This window comes from Mesobacillus subterraneus (genome assembly GCF_023715485.1).
Lineage (GTDB): Bacteria > Bacillota > Bacilli > Bacillales > Cytobacillaceae > Mesobacillus > Mesobacillus subterraneus_B.
This window is the reverse complement of record NZ_JAMBOF010000008.1, coordinates 20,851-38,290: the sequence shown is the minus strand read 5'-3', so window position 1 is coordinate 38,290 and position 17,440 is coordinate 20,851. Positions and strand designations below refer to the sequence as shown.

Annotated in this window: 19 protein-coding genes; 17 read left to right on the top strand and 2 right to left on the bottom strand. The window is 42.3% G+C overall.

The features are described from left to right. Positions 1–7 precede the first annotated feature (7 nt). The 4 genes from M3204_RS12990 (at position 8) to M3204_RS12975 (ending at position 4,439) form a co-directional block, all read left to right on the top strand. A complete protein-coding gene (locus tag M3204_RS12990; RefSeq protein WP_251482877.1) occupies positions 8–586 on the top strand; it encodes a stage V sporulation protein AE in 579 nt (192 codons plus the stop codon). Continuing rightward, the gene (locus M3204_RS12985) at positions 570–2,048 is read left to right on the top strand and encodes a spore germination protein (RefSeq protein WP_251482493.1); all 1,479 of its coding nucleotides are present in this window, start codon (positions 570–572) and stop codon (positions 2,046–2,048) included. Before M3204_RS12990 ends, M3204_RS12985 begins: the two co-directional genes overlap by 17 nt. 262 nt (positions 2,049–2,310) lie before the next feature. Next, a complete protein-coding gene (gene lysA / locus M3204_RS12980) occupies positions 2,311–3,630 on the top strand; it encodes a diaminopimelate decarboxylase (protein WP_251482490.1) in 1,320 nt (439 codons plus the stop codon). A 434-nt stretch (positions 3,631–4,064) separates the two neighbouring features. After that, positions 4,065–4,439 (top strand): GNAT family N-acetyltransferase, encoded by a 375-nt coding sequence (locus M3204_RS12975; protein WP_251482487.1) that lies wholly within the window; start codon positions 4,065–4,067, stop codon positions 4,437–4,439. 3 nt (positions 4,440–4,442) lie between these two features. Here M3204_RS12975 and M3204_RS12970 read toward each other — a convergent pair whose 3' ends face one another. Together M3204_RS12970 and M3204_RS12965 are read right to left on the bottom strand one after the other, a co-directional pair. Next, complete coding sequence (locus M3204_RS12970) at positions 4,443–4,976, bottom strand: DUF309 domain-containing protein (RefSeq protein WP_251482485.1); 534 nt, start codon at positions 4,974–4,976, stop codon at positions 4,443–4,445. A gap of 150 nt (positions 4,977–5,126) precedes the next feature. Continuing rightward, the gene (locus M3204_RS12965; RefSeq protein ID WP_251482482.1) at positions 5,127–5,228 is read right to left on the bottom strand and encodes a YjcZ family sporulation protein; all 102 of its coding nucleotides are present in this window, start codon (positions 5,226–5,228) and stop codon (positions 5,127–5,129) included. A gap of 198 nt (positions 5,229–5,426) precedes the next feature. On the opposite strand from M3204_RS12965, the gene M3204_RS12960 reads away from it, so the two are divergent. The 13 genes from M3204_RS12960 to M3204_RS12900 all read left to right on the top strand — a co-directional run bounded on the left by M3204_RS12960 (position 5,427) and on the right by M3204_RS12900 (position 17,336). After that, positions 5,427–6,167 carry a segregation/condensation protein A gene (locus M3204_RS12960; protein WP_285856984.1) on the top strand — a complete coding sequence of 247 codons (741 nt, stop codon included), beginning with the start codon at positions 5,427–5,429 and terminating at the stop codon, positions 6,165–6,167. Between the two features lie 6 nt (positions 6,168–6,173). Further along, entirely contained in the window at positions 6,174–6,767 is a 594-nt protein-coding gene (gene scpB, locus M3204_RS12955; RefSeq protein ID WP_251482476.1) for an SMC-Scp complex subunit ScpB, read from the top strand. Between the two features lie 141 nt (positions 6,768–6,908). Continuing rightward, the gene (locus tag M3204_RS12950; RefSeq protein WP_251482474.1) at positions 6,909–7,328 is read left to right on the top strand and encodes a hypothetical protein; all 420 of its coding nucleotides are present in this window, start codon (positions 6,909–6,911) and stop codon (positions 7,326–7,328) included. Positions 7,329–7,357: 29 nt separating this feature from the next. Further along, complete coding sequence (locus tag M3204_RS12945; RefSeq protein WP_251482471.1) at positions 7,358–7,846, top strand: DUF3907 family protein; 489 nt, start codon at positions 7,358–7,360, stop codon at positions 7,844–7,846. A gap of 261 nt (positions 7,847–8,107) precedes the next feature. Beyond that, positions 8,108–9,247, top strand: a complete 1,140-nt coding sequence (locus M3204_RS12940) for a D-alanyl-D-alanine carboxypeptidase family protein (protein WP_251482468.1) — start codon at positions 8,108–8,110, stop codon at positions 9,245–9,247. After that, positions 9,240–9,827, top strand: a complete 588-nt coding sequence (locus tag M3204_RS12935; RefSeq protein ID WP_251482465.1) for a nucleoside recognition domain-containing protein — start codon at positions 9,240–9,242, stop codon at positions 9,825–9,827. Before M3204_RS12940 ends, M3204_RS12935 begins: the two co-directional genes overlap by 8 nt. 6 nt (positions 9,828–9,833) lie before the next feature. Beyond that, the gene (locus tag M3204_RS12930; protein ID WP_251482463.1) at positions 9,834–10,364 is read left to right on the top strand and encodes a spore maturation protein; all 531 of its coding nucleotides are present in this window, start codon (positions 9,834–9,836) and stop codon (positions 10,362–10,364) included. A gap of 195 nt (positions 10,365–10,559) precedes the next feature. Next, positions 10,560–11,285 (top strand): 23S rRNA pseudouridine(2605) synthase RluB, encoded by a 726-nt coding sequence (gene rluB, locus M3204_RS12925; protein WP_251482460.1) that lies wholly within the window; start codon positions 10,560–10,562, stop codon positions 11,283–11,285. Positions 11,286–11,348: 63 nt separating this feature from the next. Next, the gene (resA, locus tag M3204_RS12920) at positions 11,349–11,873 is read left to right on the top strand and encodes a thiol-disulfide oxidoreductase ResA (protein ID WP_251482457.1); all 525 of its coding nucleotides are present in this window, start codon (positions 11,349–11,351) and stop codon (positions 11,871–11,873) included. A gap of 27 nt (positions 11,874–11,900) precedes the next feature. Beyond that, a complete protein-coding gene (gene resB / locus M3204_RS12915) occupies positions 11,901–13,526 on the top strand; it encodes a cytochrome c biogenesis protein ResB (RefSeq protein WP_251482454.1) in 1,626 nt (541 codons plus the stop codon). A 12-nt stretch (positions 13,527–13,538) separates the two neighbouring features. After that, the gene (gene ccsB, locus M3204_RS12910; RefSeq protein ID WP_251482451.1) at positions 13,539–14,726 is read left to right on the top strand and encodes a c-type cytochrome biogenesis protein CcsB; all 1,188 of its coding nucleotides are present in this window, start codon (positions 13,539–13,541) and stop codon (positions 14,724–14,726) included. Positions 14,727–14,835: 109 nt separating this feature from the next. Next, positions 14,836–15,552: a response regulator transcription factor gene (locus M3204_RS12905; protein WP_251482448.1), complete on the top strand. Its 717-nt coding sequence runs from the start codon at positions 14,836–14,838 to the stop codon at positions 15,550–15,552. After that, the gene (locus tag M3204_RS12900; protein ID WP_251482445.1) at positions 15,549–17,336 is read left to right on the top strand and encodes an ATP-binding protein; all 1,788 of its coding nucleotides are present in this window, start codon (positions 15,549–15,551) and stop codon (positions 17,334–17,336) included. The genes M3204_RS12905 and M3204_RS12900 overlap by 4 nt, the downstream gene beginning before the upstream one ends. Positions 17,337–17,440 lie beyond the last annotated feature (104 nt).

The following is a 17,440-nucleotide window of genomic DNA, read 5'->3' as shown; positions in this document are numbered from 1 at the left end:
GCACCGAATGGCCGAGAAAAGGAATGTAATCTTAATTACAGATGGCGATGATTACGCCCGGCGTGCAGTAGAACGTGTAGCTGCAGACGTTGGCGGGCGGTGCATTTCTCTTTCCCACGGCAATCCTTCCGTCCTTTCAGGGCCAAACCTTGTCAAGCTGATCAAGAAAGCAGCCAATGATCCTGTACTGGTAATGTTTGATGACAGCGGCTTCCTTGGTGAGGGAGCCGGTGAGAAGGCGTTGAAATATGTGGCGGAGCATGAAGATATCACGGTTCTTGGTGTGATTGCCGTCGCATCGAAAACCCATATGGCGGAATGGAGCCGAGTGGATTTTTGCATCGACAGAGATGGTGAGCTAACCCCGTACGGCGTGGACAAGCATGGCCTGCCCGAGCTGGAAATGGGGAGGATAAATGGAGATACGGTTTATTGTTTAGACACACTTGATATTCCATTGGTCATTGGGATAGGCGATATTGGCAAAATGGCCCGCCGTGACCATTATGAACGCGGGGCACCGATCACGAAAAAAGCAGTGGAAATCATCCTTGAAAGGAGCGGGTTCTATGCCAAAGAAAAATAACATGCTGCCAATACCAGAATCTTTGCGTGAAGCAGAAAAATATATGAAGGAACGCGTTGGGCTTGAAGCGAGTTTTGACTTAGGTGTCAGAAAGCTTAAGGTACTGAAAAAGGAAGTCCATTTTTATTATGTCAATGGTTTGTGTGATACCTCCTTCATTATCCATATAGTCAAGGAACTGGTACGGATTAATGATCATGAGAAGTTGTCCACTCACCTGCAGATGATTGTGGAGAACAGGATCACCCACCAATCAGTCGAAACGATTAAAACGATGGATGAATTGGTGGACCAGGTACTCTCAGGTTTAATAGTCATCTTAGTAGAGGGTGAAACTACTGGTTTTGTCGTAGATGTCCGGAGCTATCCTGGAAGGCAGCCGCAAGAGCCAGATACCGAAAAGGTCGTACGCGGTTCGCGGGATGGCTTTGTCGAAAACATCATCGTCAATACCGCTCTTACGAGAAGAAGGATCAGGGACGAGAACCTTCGTTTTGAAATGATGAAGGTAGGGGAACGTTCTAAATCTGATGTAGCTATCGCATACATTAAAGATATAGCAAATCCTGATATGATCGAGGTAATAAAGAAAGAACTTAACACAATTAAAATCGATGGAATTACAATGGCGGACAAGACGATTGAAGAATTCCTCGTCAAACAAGGCTACAATCCTTACCCGCTCGTAAGATACACAGAGCGCGCCGATGTTGCCGCAACTCATTTGCTTGAAGGACACGTCCTGATTTATGTCGATACATCACCAAGTGTAATCATTACGCCAACAACTTATTTCCATCATCTCCAGCATGCTGAGGAGTACAGGCAGTCGCCCGGCGTAGGAACAATGGTCAGATGGATCCGGTTCCTGGGTGTTCTGGCATCATTGCTTTTATTGCCATTATGGTATTTATTTGTCCAGAATCCGGATCTTCTGCCGGATAAAATAGCTTTTATCGGGCCTAATGAAGATTCAAATATCCCGATATTCCTGCAAATCATGCTGGCGGATGGAGGGATTGAATTCCTGAGGATGGCTGCAATCCATACTCCTACCCCACTTTCGACAGCGATGGGTTTGATTGCTGCAGTCCTGATTGGCCAGATTGCGATCGACGTTGGAATGTTCGTTCCAGAAGTCATTCTTTATGTGGCAGTGGCGGCGATTGGGACGTATGCGACTCCAAGTTATGAGCTTAGTATCGCAAATAAGATGGGAAGGGTATTCCTCTTGATCGCGACCGCCATTTTCCATGTACCGGGCTTTGTTGCAGGAACGACAATATGGCTCCTGCTGCTAGCAAATATTAAATCGTTGAATACACCGTATCTGTGGCCTTTTATTCCTTTTCACCCTATAGCATTCATGCAAATTGTGATTAGGAGAGCAGTGCCGGGTTCTAAAATACGGCCGAGCATCGTCCATGCCAGAAACCGTCAAAAGCAGCCTTCAAATTCTTGACCAAGTTACAATTGCGCGTTCCCTCAGATTATGGTAAAGTGTTTTTAATTTACTAAAGACTTAAAGTGAAACAAAAATAAATAGACAGTCCGCCAAAGGAACTGTCTATTTATTTATTAGGCTTTTTCAAAATATTGTGGCGATATATGCCGGCTGAAAAAACAGGAGAATGAGATTGGAATTTACCGAATTTCAGCTCATGAAATCCAGCAGCAATTTTAACGGACTGGCCTTATATATTGGCAAGAAATGAGGGGACAGCATGGAATTTCAAGGTACTGCAAAGGTAAATCGTCTAGGACATTTGGAAATTGGCGGTGTCGATACAGTCCAATTGGCTGAAAAATATGGAACCCCGCTGTATGTATATGATGTAGCCTTAATAAGGGAACGGGCGAGGGCATTTAAAAAAACATTTGACAAGGCTGGTATCACAGCTCAGGTCGCATATGCGAGCAAGGCTTTTTCTACAGTCGCCATGGTCCAATTGGCGGAGGAAGAAAATCTGTCATTGGATGTCGTTTCTGGCGGGGAGTTGTATACGGCTCTTGCGGCAGGATTCCCTACAGAAAAAATTCATTTTCACGGAAATAATAAAAGCCAAGATGAGCTGAGAATGGCCATCGAACACAATATCGGCTGTATCGTCGTTGATAATTTTTACGAATTGCAGATGCTCATGGACATTTGCAAGAAAAAAAACACTAACATCAAGGTATTGCTCCGAGTAACACCTGGAATCGAAGCGCATACTCATGATTATATTTTAACCGGACAGGAAGATTCAAAGTTCGGATTTGATTTACAGAACGGACAGGCTGACAAGGCAATGGAGATAGCCCTTGAAGGAAAAAACATTGATGTATTGGGACTTCACTGCCACATCGGTTCGCAAATTTTTGAAACTACTGGTTTCATCCTTGCTGCACAGAAGATCTTCGAGAAATTGAACGAATGGAAAACAAGCCTGGCGTTTGAATCAAAGGTCTTAAATCTTGGAGGCGGTTTTGGCATCCGCTATACAAATGAAGATGATCCGATCCCTGCAGCTCAGTACGTTGAGGAAATTATCGCGGAAGTGAAAAAACAAGCTTTACAATATTCGATGGAAACTCCTGAAATTTGGATTGAGCCGGGTCGTTCACTTGTCGGAGATGCAGGCACAACGCTGTATAGCATCGGCTCAAGGAAGGATGTACCTAATGTCCGCCAGTATGTTGCCGTTGATGGTGGAATGAGCGATAATATCCGTCCGGCATTATATCAGGCTAAATATGAAGCGGTCCTTGCAAACAGAGTGATGGAACAGCCTGAAGAAACGGTATCGATTGCCGGCAAATGCTGTGAATCTGGGGATATGTTAATTTGGGACTTGCCTCTTCCTAAGGCAGGGGACCAGGATATCCTCGCTGTTTTTTGTACAGGTGCCTACGGGTATTCAATGGCGAATAATTATAATCGTCTGCCGAGGCCTGCAGTTGTTTTTATCGAGGATGCGAAGGATACGTTAGTCGTCCGCCGGGAAACTTTTGAAGATATGGTAAAATTGGACCTGCCCTTTAAAGAAAAAATAAAAAATTAAGCTGCACTGCTGCAGCTTTTTTTTATCCTTTCCCGTCAGTAACACAATGTTAAGTTGGCTAAAAGCCGGGTCTTATTGTAGAATTACAGATTGGGAGGGATTCCGATATGAAAAAGAACAATTGGCTATTATTTGTGTTATTATTATTGATGTCTGTCGCCTGGGGTGCTTACTACTGGTTTTTCATTGTCCCTGGCCAATAGAAACTAAGAAATTATTTGAAGAATTGATGCGATTTATGTATGATATTATCGATTCAACTTCCTATGAACCTGTATAGTTTAAAAACATATTATATTAAAAGGCTGTTTTTCCTTTAGTTTTCAAGATCTTCTGTGGAATGGAGCATGAAGGTTTAATTTTAAAGAATTATGGAAAAAATGGTTTTGTTAATCATTCCATTAATACCGTCAAACCACTAATGAGGGATATCTATGTTAATTCGATATAAAAAGGCATTTGAAAAAATCGCAATGGGATTATTATCTTTCATGCCGAATGAGAAAGATTTAAAAAAACTTCAGCAAACGATGAGGAATTATGAAACTGATGAATCGTGGCAGCTGTTTTTATGGAAGGAAGGAGAAGATATCATCGGACTATTGGGTGTTAACTTCTCTGAACAAAAAGTGATGCAGCTTCAGCATATATCAGTGAATCCTTCACATCGGCACCAGGGGATCGGCAAACGTATGGTCAATGCCCTGCAGGAGATGTTTCCTGACTGGACGCCAGCAGCAAATGAAGAAACTGCTGCTTTTTTTGAAAAGTGTAACGAAGGGAATACAGCAGAAGGCAGTGGATGTTAAATCTCACTGCCTTTTTTCTTTTTTTCTATCTTCAAGTGCCAAATGGCGGTCTGAAATGACATCGCTCCGGTCTCTGGAAGAATGTCTGTTGATTAAGTCAAAATCACACAGGTCGCTTTTTGCTCCCCACTTAAATCCGTTTTCTTTGCATTCCTTCTGGCAAAGCTTCAGAAGTTCCGGGTCTGAAATGGGCAGGTTAAAGCTTGTGTAAGCAACCGAGTTGAGGAGGTTTTTTTGGCGTTTTTTTAATAAGTCGGCCAGAGCGTCTGGGGTGATGCCTAATCGAATCAAGCCTGGCTGGTCATGGGAAAAAATATCTTCTGCTTTGGTTAATGTCCTTATTGCTCCCGCAAAGTTGCTGCGGCGGTAATGGTAATTGGAAACGGCAAGCAAGATGAAAGCTACCCAGATTGATTTCTTATTTCCAGTATCTGTTGCTTTCCAATATTCTTCCAGAATTTCATGGCACTCAAAATAATCTCTGTCTCCATGGAAATGGGTGAGATATTGTATATAGGATTTTGGATATTTAGTCATGAAAAAACCCCCAATCGAGTAACACTAGCTTAGCACATTTTAAGTCTTCATAAAATTAGAAGCTGGTTTTAATTTGCAAGCTTACAAAAAGAGAAACGCCCGGCAGAAGCCGGGCCAAGTAGAATTTTTTATAGTTGTTGGTTTTTATTCTTATAACCAGGCTGCACCAACAATGATGAGCAAAATGAATAGCACAACAATCAGAGCAAATCCTGCTCCATGACCGTGGCCGTGGCCTTTTTTATCTGACATGTACATAACCTCCTGATAGTAAAATAGCCTAATCTACAATTTCAGCATATGACAGAAAAGGGATATTGGTTTGGGCGAATGCCTGTATTCATCAGGATTTTCTGGATTATCTGAGTAAATTTGTAATGGATAACACGAAGTTAATCAACTATACTTATATAATGATGCAGTTCAAAATAGGAATTTTGGTGGGAAATGATGCAATATAATGTGAAAATCGAGGCCTTCGAAGGCCCTTTGGATTTACTTCTTCACTTGATCAATCGATTGGAGATTGACATTTACGATATACCAGTAGCGAAAATTACAGAACAATATCTTATGTATATCCATGCAATGAAAGAATTGCAGCTTGATGTGGCGAGTGAATATCTGGTGATGGCGGCGACTCTGTTAGCGATCAAAAGCAAAATGCTCCTTCCAAAACATGAGGAGGAGCTGGATGATGACTTTGAGCTAGAAGAAGATGATCCGCGAAATGAACTAGTGGAGAGATTGATTGAATATAAAAAATTCAAAGAGGCGGCAAGCGACCTGAAATTGCTTGAAGAGGAACGCGGGCTGATGTATACAAAGCCTCCAAGCGATTTAACCGAATATGCCAGGGAAATTAAAAACGAAAATACCGACCTGGATATTTCTTTATACGATATGCTGGGCGCCTTCCAAAAGCTTTTAAGAAGAAAAAAATTACAGCGGCCGATGTCGACGAAAATCGCCCGCCAGGAAATATCGATTGAAAAAAGAATGGACGAGATCGTAAGCTTCTTGAAAAAAAGCGGTACAAGGAAGAGCTTCAATGACTTGTTTCCAGACTCTGACCGAGAGCATATCGTTGTTACTTTCCTTGCGATACTTGAGTTGATTAAAAGGCAAGAAATTGACATAGAACAGGAAAGAAACTTTGCAGAAATATATATGACGGCAAGAAAGGAGTAGGCAATCGTGGAAATAGTTAAATGGAAAGGAATTTTGGAAAGTCTGCTTTTTGCTGCGGGCGATGAAGGTCTGAGTTTAAAGCAGATTTCGTCTGTGCTAGAAGTAGAAGAAATAAAGGCGAGTGAAATTGTCACAGAGCTGCAGCAGGAATATGAAAAGGATGACAATCGCGGGATCACCATCGTTCAGCTGGCAGGTGTATTCCAGCTGGCTACGAAAAAAGAACATGCTGTTTATCTAAAAAAACTCGTCGAATCGCCTAGTTCGGGCCACCTGTCCCAAGCAGCACTTGAAACTCTGGCAATCATAGCGTATAAACAGCCAATTACCAGGGTGGAAATTGAGGAGATACGCGGTGTGAAAACAGAAAGGCCGCTGCACACTCTATCTTCCAGGGCTTTGATAAAAGAAGTTGGCAGAGCAGAAGGAACAGGCAGGGCAATATTATATGGTACAACAAAAGAATTCCTCGATTATTTTGGTTTGAAAAATATCAAGGAACTTCCTCCGCTTCCTGAAAAAATCGATGAGGACGAAACGCAGGACGATGCCGACCTATTCTTCGAGAAATTCCAGGAAACGCTGGACATGGATCAATAGCTTTTGTGCACAAAGTTTGAAAATTATGATAAAATCAAACTAATTATATAATTAGCTTTTGGATTTTTAAGCTGCAGCGCTTTTTTCCAAAAGCAATCGTTATACATAATATAAGAATGAATGTCCAACAGGAGGAATAACATGCTTATTAAGCAATGTGTTGGTTATGAACTTGAAAAAGAAAAGTCGAATACATCGGAAGATTTTTTCAACCGCAGTGAAGTAACTTTTGTGGAAGACGGCAAAGAAAAGACGCTGCACGTTTTATATGTCAGGTATTTTGACGAGTTGATTGGCAGCATCACCCCATTTGCAGCAGATCCAGTATTTAAAGCCGAGTCAAGGGATATCTGTCTAAGAGATCTTGTCGCCGTTGCTGCTTTATTGAAAAATCCCGGATATCGCCATCGTAAGAGGGTATATATTAATGTACAAAGCGAATTCGCAGATATTTTCAAGGGGCTGGAGTTTAACAAGTTTCATGAAATTTTCGAAGGCATCGAGCAAAGAGGAGCTTTTGAAGTGCGATCTCCGTTAGATTATATTGTACAGCCAGTATAATTGATTGAAATTCCTTTGGGGGTGTAATTTTGGGAAATACAATTGTCAAAACACAAATTGAAGAAGTCCGGGAATTCCTGGCGGAAACCGTAGTGAAGCTGGAGAACTTCCTTAATGAAACAACCCTTTCCAAGCTTGGGCAGGAGCAGCAAGCTGACGCAGAGTATTATAAATCAATTCTCTCAAGCCTGCGCAAATTGACCGTATATTGTGAAGAAGGGCTCGATGCCTGTAAGGTTATTCTTAAAGCCGATGTCTTTTCGAAGCCGGCAGCGGAAAAGACATTGTACAGGATTTATTACCAATGTATTGAGGAATTTTTCTCTCCAAAAAGTGATGCGTGGTACGAAGACAGCCGTTCTGCTTATACAGGAAAGAACGCAATCAAATTCAGGCAGCCTGTTTCAACAGAACTTAGTGAGCTGCTGCTAAGCCTTGAAAGCAGCTTTCAAAGAATCAGGGAAGAGCTTGAGTATTACGAAACAGATTACCGCACGAAAATGCTCCAGTCGAAATAAAGCATGTGAGGAACAGCTATTGATGCTGTTCCTTTTTTATATGAGGATTTTGATCGTTCATTAAGGAAGCTGCGTGAGCATAGATTGTTGATTTTTGAACTAAGTTTACATTCTCCGTTCCGCTTAACTTTAGATCTTTTCGAGGAGATTTCTAAACATTTACATTTGTCTCCAAAGCTATATCGTCATCTTTTTTAAGTCATAACCCTCCTTGTTTCGCATAAACTTGTACAAACTGCCAAAGGAGACGAGGGTTTATCGATGAAAAGGATTTGGATAAAATTATCATTAATCACTTTCCTGTTGATATACAGCATACCAGGTACTGCCCAGGCTTCTGTTTCGGTCAGTGCTCGGAGTGCTATTTTGATAGAACAGGGATCAGGCAGGGTGTTATTTGAAAAAGATGCGCATAAAGTCAGCAGGATTGCCAGCATTACCAAAATCATGACGGCAATTCTAGCAATTGAATCAGGTAAACTGGATGGAATGGTCAAGGTGAGCGACAAGGCTGTCCGTGCTGAAGGTTCTTCCATCTATTTAAAACCAGGCGAAAAAATTAAGCTTGAGGATTTGGTTTATGGCTTAATGCTGAGATCTGGTAACGATGCAGCAGTTGCTATCGCTGAATATGTTGGCGGCAGCATGGAAGGGTTTGTATTCCTGATGAATGAAAAAGCCCGGGAAATCGGGATGGAAAATACCCATTTTGCAAACCCGCATGGGCTTGACGACCATGAAAATCATGTATCTACTGCATATGACATGGCTCTGCTGACTCGGTATGCAATGGAGAATGATGTCTATAAGAAGATTTCAGGTACAAAAGTTCACAGAGCGCCTAATCCGACAGAATCCTGGGACAGGGTATGGAAGAATAAAAACAGGCTTCTGACTGAGCTTTACGACCACAGTACCGGAGGGAAGACCGGCTATACAAAAAGAGCCAAAAGGACATTGGTATCTACAGCCGGGAAGGATGACTTTGAATTAATCGCAGTAACACTCAACGCACCAGATGACTGGAACGACCATATTCAAATGTTTGAAACGGCGTTCGCCACTTATGATATTGCTGAAATACTTTCTAAAGGGAAAATCAAAGGGATTAAAAAATCTTACTATAAGAATAAGCTCTATCTCGATCACTCTTTTGAATACCCGCTTACTTCCGAAGAGGAAGAACTGGTAAGGGTTGAATACAAGCTAAAGAAGGCGCCGAAGGACGGAGCGGAAGTCCGCAATGAGGATATCGCCGGCAGGGCCAATGTGTACTTAGATGATAAAAGGATTGCCAGTTTACCCATCTTCTATAAAATGGAAGAAAAAGATGAAAAATCCTTTTTCGATTACTTTAAAAGTATTTTCACCTCGATAACACGGGTCGAGTATCATGGTTAACTATATTTGGGTAGTCATGACACTGATTGGACTCGGTTTTGCCGTGGTGAATGGAACCATGGCCGAGGTAAACGAAGCCATTTTCACTGGTGCTAAGGATGCAGTGGCTCTTTGTATCGGATTGGTCAGCATCCTTGTGTTTTGGCTTGGCATGATGAGGATCGCTGAAGATTCCGGTTTGCTTTCAAAACTCTCCAGACTTTTCAGGCCATTGGTTTCAAAGCTATTCCCGGAAGTTCCTTCAAACCATCCTGCGATGGGTTACATCCTGTCCAATATGATCGCCAATATGTTTGGGCTGGGAAATGCGGCCACACCGCTAGGTATCAAAGCGATGGAAGAGCTGAAGGAGCTTAATGGCGGAAAAAAAGAGACAAGCCGTTCGATGATTACGTTCCTCGCAATCAATACTGCAAGTATTACGCTAATCCCGACGACTGTCATCGCAATCAGGATGAACTATAATTCTGCCAATCCTACTGACATAGTTGGCCCGACTCTTGTGGCAACGGCGGTATCAGCGGTAGCTGCGATTTTTATAGACCGTTATTTTTACTATAGAAGAAGCAAAAAGGGGTAAATGGATATGGAAATCGTTTCAGCTATATCGCTCTGGTTCATCCCTGTTTTAATCGGCTTCATATTGATTTATGGGACCTATAAAAAAGTTCCCACGTATGAAAGTTTTGTAGAAGGCGGAAAAGAAGGAATCAAAATGGCTGTATCTATCATCCCGTTCTTGGTAGGCATGATGGTAGCCATTGCTGTTTTCAGAGCATCAGGCGCACTTGACCTTATGGTAGATTGGCTCAGGCCAGGGCTGAATAAGGTGGGGATACCGGCTGAAATCGTTCCGCTTGCACTCATCAGGCCAATTTCAGGTACAGCTGCACTTGGGATAACGAGTGACCTTATTGGTGTATATGGTCCTGATTCATTTATCGGCACACTCGCCGCCACGCTTCAAGGAAGTACTGACACCACCTTTTACGTGCTAACCGTTTATTTTGGCGCTGTCGGTATCAAGAAAATGGGCGATGCGGTCAAAGTCGGGTTGCTCGCGGATGCAGTTGCGATCGCCACGGCCATTATAGTGGTGACATTAATGTTTGGATAACACAGGAGGATACCTTTAAATAGGTATCTTTTTTGTTTTCAGCTTCTTGGAAGTATCTGAAGAAATCCGCTTTTAATTTCTCTTTTTTAAGAATTGCTGACTTTGAAAACAACGCGAGTTATGTCATAATTCATAAGGATGGATTAGATTTTACTATTAACCATAGTTAATTGATATTATTAGGAGTGGACCTTCATGGAAAGACTGCAAAAAGTTATTGCCCACGCTGGCATTGCATCAAGAAGAAAGGCTGAGGAATTGATCCTCGAAGGAAGGGTCAAGGTTAATGGCAGTGTTGTCAAAGAACTTGGCCGAAAGGTGACCTCATCTGACAGGATTGAAGTTGATGGAGTCCAAATCGAGGGAGAAGAACCAGTTTATTTCTTATTCTATAAGCCGCGCGGAGTCATTTCAAGCGTGCAGGATGATAAAGGACGGAAAGTCGTCACGGACTTTTTTGAAACAATCAAAGAACGAATTTACCCGGTAGGCAGACTTGATTACGATACGTCAGGATTGCTGCTGCTGACAAACGATGGTGAATTCGCCAATTTGCTGATGCACCCAAGCAATGAAATTGACAAGGTTTATGTCGCGAAAACCAAAGGCATTCCCACAAGAGAAAAGCTGACAAGTCTTTCAAGAGGTATTGTACTTGAGGATGGCAAGACAGCGCCTGCAAAGACGAAGTTATTGAGTGTTGATAAAAAGAAAGATAGTGCAATCGTAGAAATAACGATTCATGAGGGACGCAACAGACAAGTCAGAAGGATGTTCGAGGCGATAGGCCATCCAGTGTTAAAGCTTAAAAGAGAAAGATATGGATTCCTTACCCTCAATGGCTTGAGGACAGGAGAAATTAGAGAGCTTACTCATCATGAGGTGAAGCAGCTCCGTGTCCTGGCAATGAAAAAATCTTAGACTTTTCAACATAGATTTAGTTGTAATGATATAATTAGGGAGAAATACGGTAGGAGGTTTAAAATGAAAAAGAAACGTCTTGTCACCAGGACTATAATTCTTGCGGTTTTGGCCTTAGCGGTCGGTTATACGTTGTATGCCAACATGAATAAAGATAAAAATCAGAAGATTGAAGTTGGCAAACCCGCGCCTGATTTTGTCCTTGTTGACATGGAAGGCAATAAGCACAGGCTTTCTGAATATAAGGGCCAGGGGGTTTTCGTGAACTTTTGGGCTACATGGTGCAAACCGTGTGAAAGGGAAATGCCTTATATTGAAAACCAGTACCAGCAATTTAAAGACCAGGGCGTACAGGTTCTGGCAATTGATTCAAGTGAATCAGAATTGGTGGTAAATAAATTCGTTGAACGTAAAGGGCTTAATTTTCCAGTGCTGATCGATAAGGACGGACAAGTCCAGGCAGCTTACGGAATCAATCCGCTGCCAATCACATTTTTAATTGATAAAGAAGGAAATGTCGTAAAAAGTCATACTGGTGAACTGACAGAAGAAACAGTCCGTGAATTCATGGAACAGATTAAACCTTAACAGTAAGGGTAACAGGGAGTTTTTACAATGAATGAAATAAAATGTGAATGCGGCCATGTTAATCCGCATGGAACCATTCTTTGTGAATCATGCGGGAGAGTGCTGGAGGAAAAGGAAAAAGAAAAGCAGCTTGTAGATATGCGGTATGAGGGAAGCGCGCGACGCTCACAAACCTACAATAAGACGATCATCGATAAAATATGGAATTTTTTCTCCTCGGTAAAAGTTGGAGTATGGTTGATTATCATTCTGTTGGTTGCATCTTCGCTTGGAACGATTTTCCCGCAGGAAATGTATATCCCGCCGTTAATGCCTGCAGGGGAATATTATCAAGAACAATACGGATGGCTGGGAAAGCTTTATTATGATTTAGGTTTTCATAATCTTTACAGTTCGTGGTGGTACTTACTTCTGATTGCAGCGCTGGGTATTTCGCTAATTATTGCCAGCCTTGACAGGGTGGTGCCTTTATATAGGTCACTTACAAATCAGAGGGTTTCAAGGCATGAAAGCTTTTTGAAGCGCCAAAGAATGTTCAGTGTATCTAATGCTGACTTGTCAGGGGAAACTGTCGACAAAATCAAGAATCTATTAACTCAAAAGCGATACAAAATCCGTGAGGAAAATGGGAACATACTCGCTGAAAAAAACCGATTCTCAAGATGGGGCCCATATGTCAATCATTTAGGTCTTGTGATCTTTTTGCTCGGCGGCATGCTGCGTTTCGTCCCGGGAATGTATGTGGATGAAATTCTTTGGCTGAGGGAAGGAGAAACGAAAGCCATCCCCGGCACTGAAGGACAATATTATCTGAAAAACAATGCATTTATCTTTGAAGTCTATGATAAAGAAAAAGATGATGAAGTTTTTCAGAATGCGATCGATAAAGTAGGAACGGTTGTAAAAAATTATCAAACAGACGCGACATTATACAAAAAACAGGGTGACACGGTCCCAGGCGAAAAGCCAGAACTTGAAAAAGTCCGTGACCAGTCTATCCAGGTAAACAAGCCGCTGAAAATTGATGGATTTGCATTGTACCAGGTAGATTATAAGCTTGATGAAATGAACAAGATGGCTTTTAAACTCGAAAACAAAAAAACTGGGGATCAATTTGGTGATGTAGCAGTCGATTTATATGATCCAGAAATGAATTACGATCTTGGCAATGGCTATAAAGTCGAAGTCATGAGCTACTTCCCTGACTTTGAATTCAATGAGGATGGTGAACCTGCCACTAAGTCGAGAATTCCTAATAATCCGGCATTCATCTTTAAGATGTTCACTCCGGATAAGCCAGAAGGGGAAATTAGTTTCGTCGCGATCAGACAGACAATCGAGCCGATGGGTGACAATGATTATAAGATGATATTCAACGGTGTCGAGACTAAGAATGTGACTGCCCTTACAGTCAGAAAAGATCTTACACTCTGGCTCATTGGCCTTGGCGGCTTGATCTTCATGATCGGTGTTGTCCAGGGAGCCTATTGGAACCACCGCCGTCTATGGATCAGAAGAGTAGACAGCCAAATTTGGACAGCGGCACACACAAACAAGAACTGGCATGGTTTGAAAAGAGAGCTTGATACAATTTTTGCTGATTCAGGCATTAAGGCTCCAGAAGACCAGCTGTCAGACGACAAGAAGGAATAAGGAGGGAAAATCATGGTTGAATTAAGTTCAAACTTCCTGTTTACGGCGTTTATCCTATATTTAGTCGGCATTTTGTTTTTCGGGGGAGCAATTAAGGATAAAAGGCATGCGGACAAGAAGGATTCCCCTAATAAATGGGCGAAAATAGGTATTGTTGTTACAATAGCTGGCTTCCTGTCCCAGCTTACATTTTTTGTATTAAGATGGATTGCATCCGGCCATGCACCGGTAAGCAACCTGTTTGAATTCACGACGTTTTTTGGAATGGCGTTGGTAGGTGCATTTATCGCTCTATATTTTATGTATAAGACGCCGCTGTTAGGTCTGTTCACGTTGCCTGTAGCTGCATTGATCATTGCTTATGGAAGCATGTTCCCAAGAGACGTGACTCCATTGATTCCTGCGCTTCAGAGCTATTGGCTGCACATCCATGTGACGACAACGGCTATTGGCCAAGCAATTTTAGCTGTAAGTTTTGCAGCTGGCTTGATCTATCTTGTTAAAAGTGTTGACCAGACGAAGAAAAGCAAAAGCACTTTGTGGCTTGAAGTAGTCTTGTTTGGTTTGATCAGCACGCTTGGTTTCGTGTTTGTTTCCAGCTTCTTTGCAGCAACGGATTATCAGGCAAACTTTAACTATGTTAACAAAGAGGGTCAGCCAGCAACAGAGAAATACACGATACCTGCCGTTGTCGGCCCACACCAGTTTGAGCTGACAGACAAGGACCGCTTTGAACCGTTGATTGAAACACCTGCAATTATCAGCGCGAAAAAACTGAATACTGTTATTTGGTCCCTAGCTTCGGGTATAGTATTATATGTTTTATTAAGAGCTATACTGCGTAAGCGTATTGCAGCAGCACTAAAGCCTTGGACGAAAAATATCAATCTTGACCTCGTCGATGAGATCGGCTATCGATCTGTACTAATCGGTTTTCCTGTATTTACACTTGGAGGACTCATTTTTGCGATGATATGGGCGCAAATCGCCTGGACACGATTCTGGGGATGGGATCCGAAAGAAGTATGGGCATTGATTACTTGGCTGTTTTATGCAGCATTCCTCCACTTGCGCCTTTCAAAAGGCTGGCACGGGGAAAAATCCGCATGGCTTGCCGTAATCGGATTTATCATCATCATGTTTAATCTTGTAGCTGTAAACCTAGTCATTGCTGGCTTGCATTCTTATGCAGGTTCGTAAATGTGTCGAAATTTTTAAGCCTTCACTGTATTAGTGAAGGCCTTTTTCAAAAAAGCGTGGCAAGAACGCCCATGTTTATGTAAAATATTCGCAGGGAGGGATATACCTTATGGAAAAAGACGTAAAGATTTTAGTAGTGGATGATGAAGAAAGAATCAGACGTTTATTAAAGATGTATCTTGAAAGAGAGAACTATATTATTGATGAAGCTGAAGACGGAAATGAAGCGCTGGCGAAGTCGCTTGCCAACGATTACGACGTTATCCTTCTTGATTTAATGATGCCCGGGAAAGATGGCATCGAGGTTTGCCGTGACTTGCGGGAGAAGAAATCAACTCCTGTGATCATGCTGACAGCGAAAGGTGAAGAAGTGAACAGGGTACAGGGTTTCGAGGTTGGTACAGATGATTATATCGTTAAGCCATTCAGCCCACGGGAGGTAGTGCTGCGCGTAAAGGCAATGCTGCGACGTTCTTCAAGCACAAGTTATCTTCAGACAGAAACGACTGCTAAAGATGTGATTGTTTTCCCTCATTTAACCATTGACAACGATGCCCATAGGGTTTCGGCTGACGGCAAAGAAGTAAGCTTGACTCCTAAAGAATACGAGCTTCTATATTTCCTTGCAAAATCTCCGGATAAAGTTTTCGATCGTGAGCAATTATTAAAGGAAGTTTGGCACTATGAATTTTTCGGTGACCTGCGAACAGTAGATACACATGTTAAGAGACTCCGCGAGAAGCTGAACAAAGTTTCTGAACAGGCCGCGAAAATGATCGTAACTGTCTGGGGGGTTGGCTACAAGTTTGAGGTAGTCAATGAATGATGTTCTGGCGGAGTGTAGTAGGTAAACTTTGGGTTACCATCCTTCTGCTTGTTTCATTTGTACTTTTTATCCTGACAGTTATGCTGCTGGAGTTTTTTGAAAACTATCATATTAATGAAACACGTAAAGGACTCACCAATACTGCTGAAAAAATTGCTAAAGTTCTTGAGGACCATCCTGGCCAGGAGGAAGAATTAGGACTTGAAATAGCATGGGAAATGATTGATGACGATTCCAGGGTGACCGTGATCAGGGATGAAAATAACTATTTTTATTCGCCAGGCGGGGAGAACGCTGTCCATGTTCCCATTTCTTTCTTTAAGTCAGAAAAAACTTTGGCACATGTTTTTAATGAAGATGAAAAAGTGGATATTATTACTTCATTGCCTGAAGTATCAAGCCAGGTCGATGATACGCAATATTTGATGATCGGTGTACCGCTGAACCAATATGAGAAAGAAAATGGCGCCGTTTTCATTTACCAGTCCCTCGAGGTTATGGAAGAAACGACTAGGCTGACCACAAAATTCATATTGCTAGCTGCGGGAGTAGCGATTGTCCTGACCACAATATTTGCATTTTTCCTATCGACCAGGATCACGTCTCCGCTCCGAAAAATGCGGGAAGCAGCTTTTGAGGTAGCGAGAGGTAAATTTGATACGAAAGTACCGATTCTTACCCACGATGAAATCGGTGAACTTGCGACCGCCTTCAACCAGATGGGCAGACAGCTAAAGTTCAACATGAATGCCCTGAGCCAGGAAAAGGAGCAGCTGACAAGCATATTAAGCAGCATGGCGGATGGTGTGATCACGTTTAATCGAGATGGGACCATCTTGATCACCAATCCGCCCGCTGAATTGTTTTTGAGATACTGGTATTATGAGCAAGGTCTTGCTTCAGAAAATACAGATGCTGTACCTTCTGAGGTCATGGAACTGTTTCAGCTCGCCGTGAATACTGAAAAAGAGCAAACCGGTGAGGTAACAGCCCAGGGAAGAACTTGGGTTATCATCGTCAGCCCGCTCTATAATAAACGGTTTATCCGCGGCGCGGTGGCCGTTGTCAGGGATATGACCGAGGAACGTAAACTTGACAAACTTCGGGAAGATTTCATTGCCAATGTTTCACACGAACTAAGGACCCCAATATCAATGATGCAGGGTTACAGTGAAGCGATTGTCGATGATATCGCTCAAACTGATGAAGAGAAAAAGGAAATGGCTAAAATCATCTATGATGAATCGCTTCGTATGGGTAGACTAGTAAATGAGCTGCTCGACCTGGCGCGAATGGAAGCGGGCCATATTCTTCTGAACTTGGAGTCAATCGAGATCGAGCCTTACTTAAATCGGATTATCCACAAATTCCATGGTTTAGCGAAGGAAAAAGGCATTGAATTATCACTCAAGTTGGACGCCGAGGAGCAATTCTTCAGGTTTGATCCTGATCGGATTGAACAGGTTCTGACCAATCTGATCGATAATGCGATTAGACACGTGCCTGATTCTGCTTCCGTTGTCATTAGCGGAAGAACTGATGAGCGTGGTTTATATTTCGAGGTCAGCGATCAGGGCCCTGGGATTCCTGAGGAAGATTTGCCATTCTTGTTCGAGAGATTTTATAAAGCGGATAAATCGCGAACTCGTGGTGTTTCCGGTACAGGACTTGGGCTTGCGATTGCAAAGAATATCATTGATGCCCACCGCGGAAATATTGCAGTAAAAAGCAAACTTGGACAAGGAACGACATTTTCCTTTTTTATTCCTCGAAATATTGAGTAAATTAGGATTACTTGCCGACTATTCTTGATTCACAAGGAACATTTAGCATAACTTGCCGAGGTCCATCCCATATTGGGATGGGCTTTTTTTGTTTTCTTTATGAA

Excerpts from the sequence above, each read along its gene's own strand:
- M3204_RS12935 (WP_251482465.1), top strand. The coding sequence starts at position 9,240 with ATGGTTAACTATATTTGGGTAGTCATGACACTGATTGGACTCGGTTTT.
- M3204_RS12950 (WP_251482474.1), top strand. The coding sequence starts at position 6,909 with ATGCTTATTAAGCAATGTGTTGGTTATGAACTTGAAAAAGAAAAGTCG.
- resA (WP_251482457.1), top strand. The coding sequence starts at position 11,349 with ATGAAAAAGAAACGTCTTGTCACCAGGACTATAATTCTTGCGGTTTTG.
- ccsB (WP_251482451.1), top strand. The coding sequence starts at position 13,539 with ATGGTTGAATTAAGTTCAAACTTCCTGTTTACGGCGTTTATCCTATAT.
- M3204_RS12965 (WP_251482482.1), bottom strand. The coding sequence starts at position 5,228 with ATGTCAGATAAAAAAGGCCACGGCCACGGTCATGGAGCAGGATTTGCT.
- M3204_RS12970 (WP_251482485.1), bottom strand. The coding sequence starts at position 4,976 with ATGACTAAATATCCAAAATCCTATATACAATATCTCACCCATTTCCAT.
- M3204_RS12930 (WP_251482463.1), top strand. The coding sequence starts at position 9,834 with ATGGAAATCGTTTCAGCTATATCGCTCTGGTTCATCCCTGTTTTAATC.
- M3204_RS12985 (WP_251482493.1), top strand. The coding sequence starts at position 570 with ATGCCAAAGAAAAATAACATGCTGCCAATACCAGAATCTTTGCGTGAA.
- M3204_RS12905 (WP_251482448.1), top strand. The coding sequence starts at position 14,836 with ATGGAAAAAGACGTAAAGATTTTAGTAGTGGATGATGAAGAAAGAATC.
- M3204_RS12960 (WP_285856984.1), top strand. The coding sequence starts at position 5,427 with ATGCAATATAATGTGAAAATCGAGGCCTTCGAAGGCCCTTTGGATTTA.
- rluB (WP_251482460.1), top strand. The coding sequence starts at position 10,560 with ATGGAAAGACTGCAAAAAGTTATTGCCCACGCTGGCATTGCATCAAGA.
- resB (WP_251482454.1), top strand. The coding sequence starts at position 11,901 with ATGAATGAAATAAAATGTGAATGCGGCCATGTTAATCCGCATGGAACC.
- lysA (WP_251482490.1), top strand. The coding sequence starts at position 2,311 with ATGGAATTTCAAGGTACTGCAAAGGTAAATCGTCTAGGACATTTGGAA.
- M3204_RS12990 (WP_251482877.1), top strand. The coding sequence starts at position 8 with ATGGCCGAGAAAAGGAATGTAATCTTAATTACAGATGGCGATGATTAC.
- M3204_RS12900 (WP_251482445.1), top strand. The coding sequence starts at position 15,549 with ATGATGTTCTGGCGGAGTGTAGTAGGTAAACTTTGGGTTACCATCCTT.
- M3204_RS12940 (WP_251482468.1), top strand. The coding sequence starts at position 8,108 with ATGAAAAGGATTTGGATAAAATTATCATTAATCACTTTCCTGTTGATA.
- M3204_RS12975 (WP_251482487.1), top strand. The coding sequence starts at position 4,065 with ATGTTAATTCGATATAAAAAGGCATTTGAAAAAATCGCAATGGGATTA.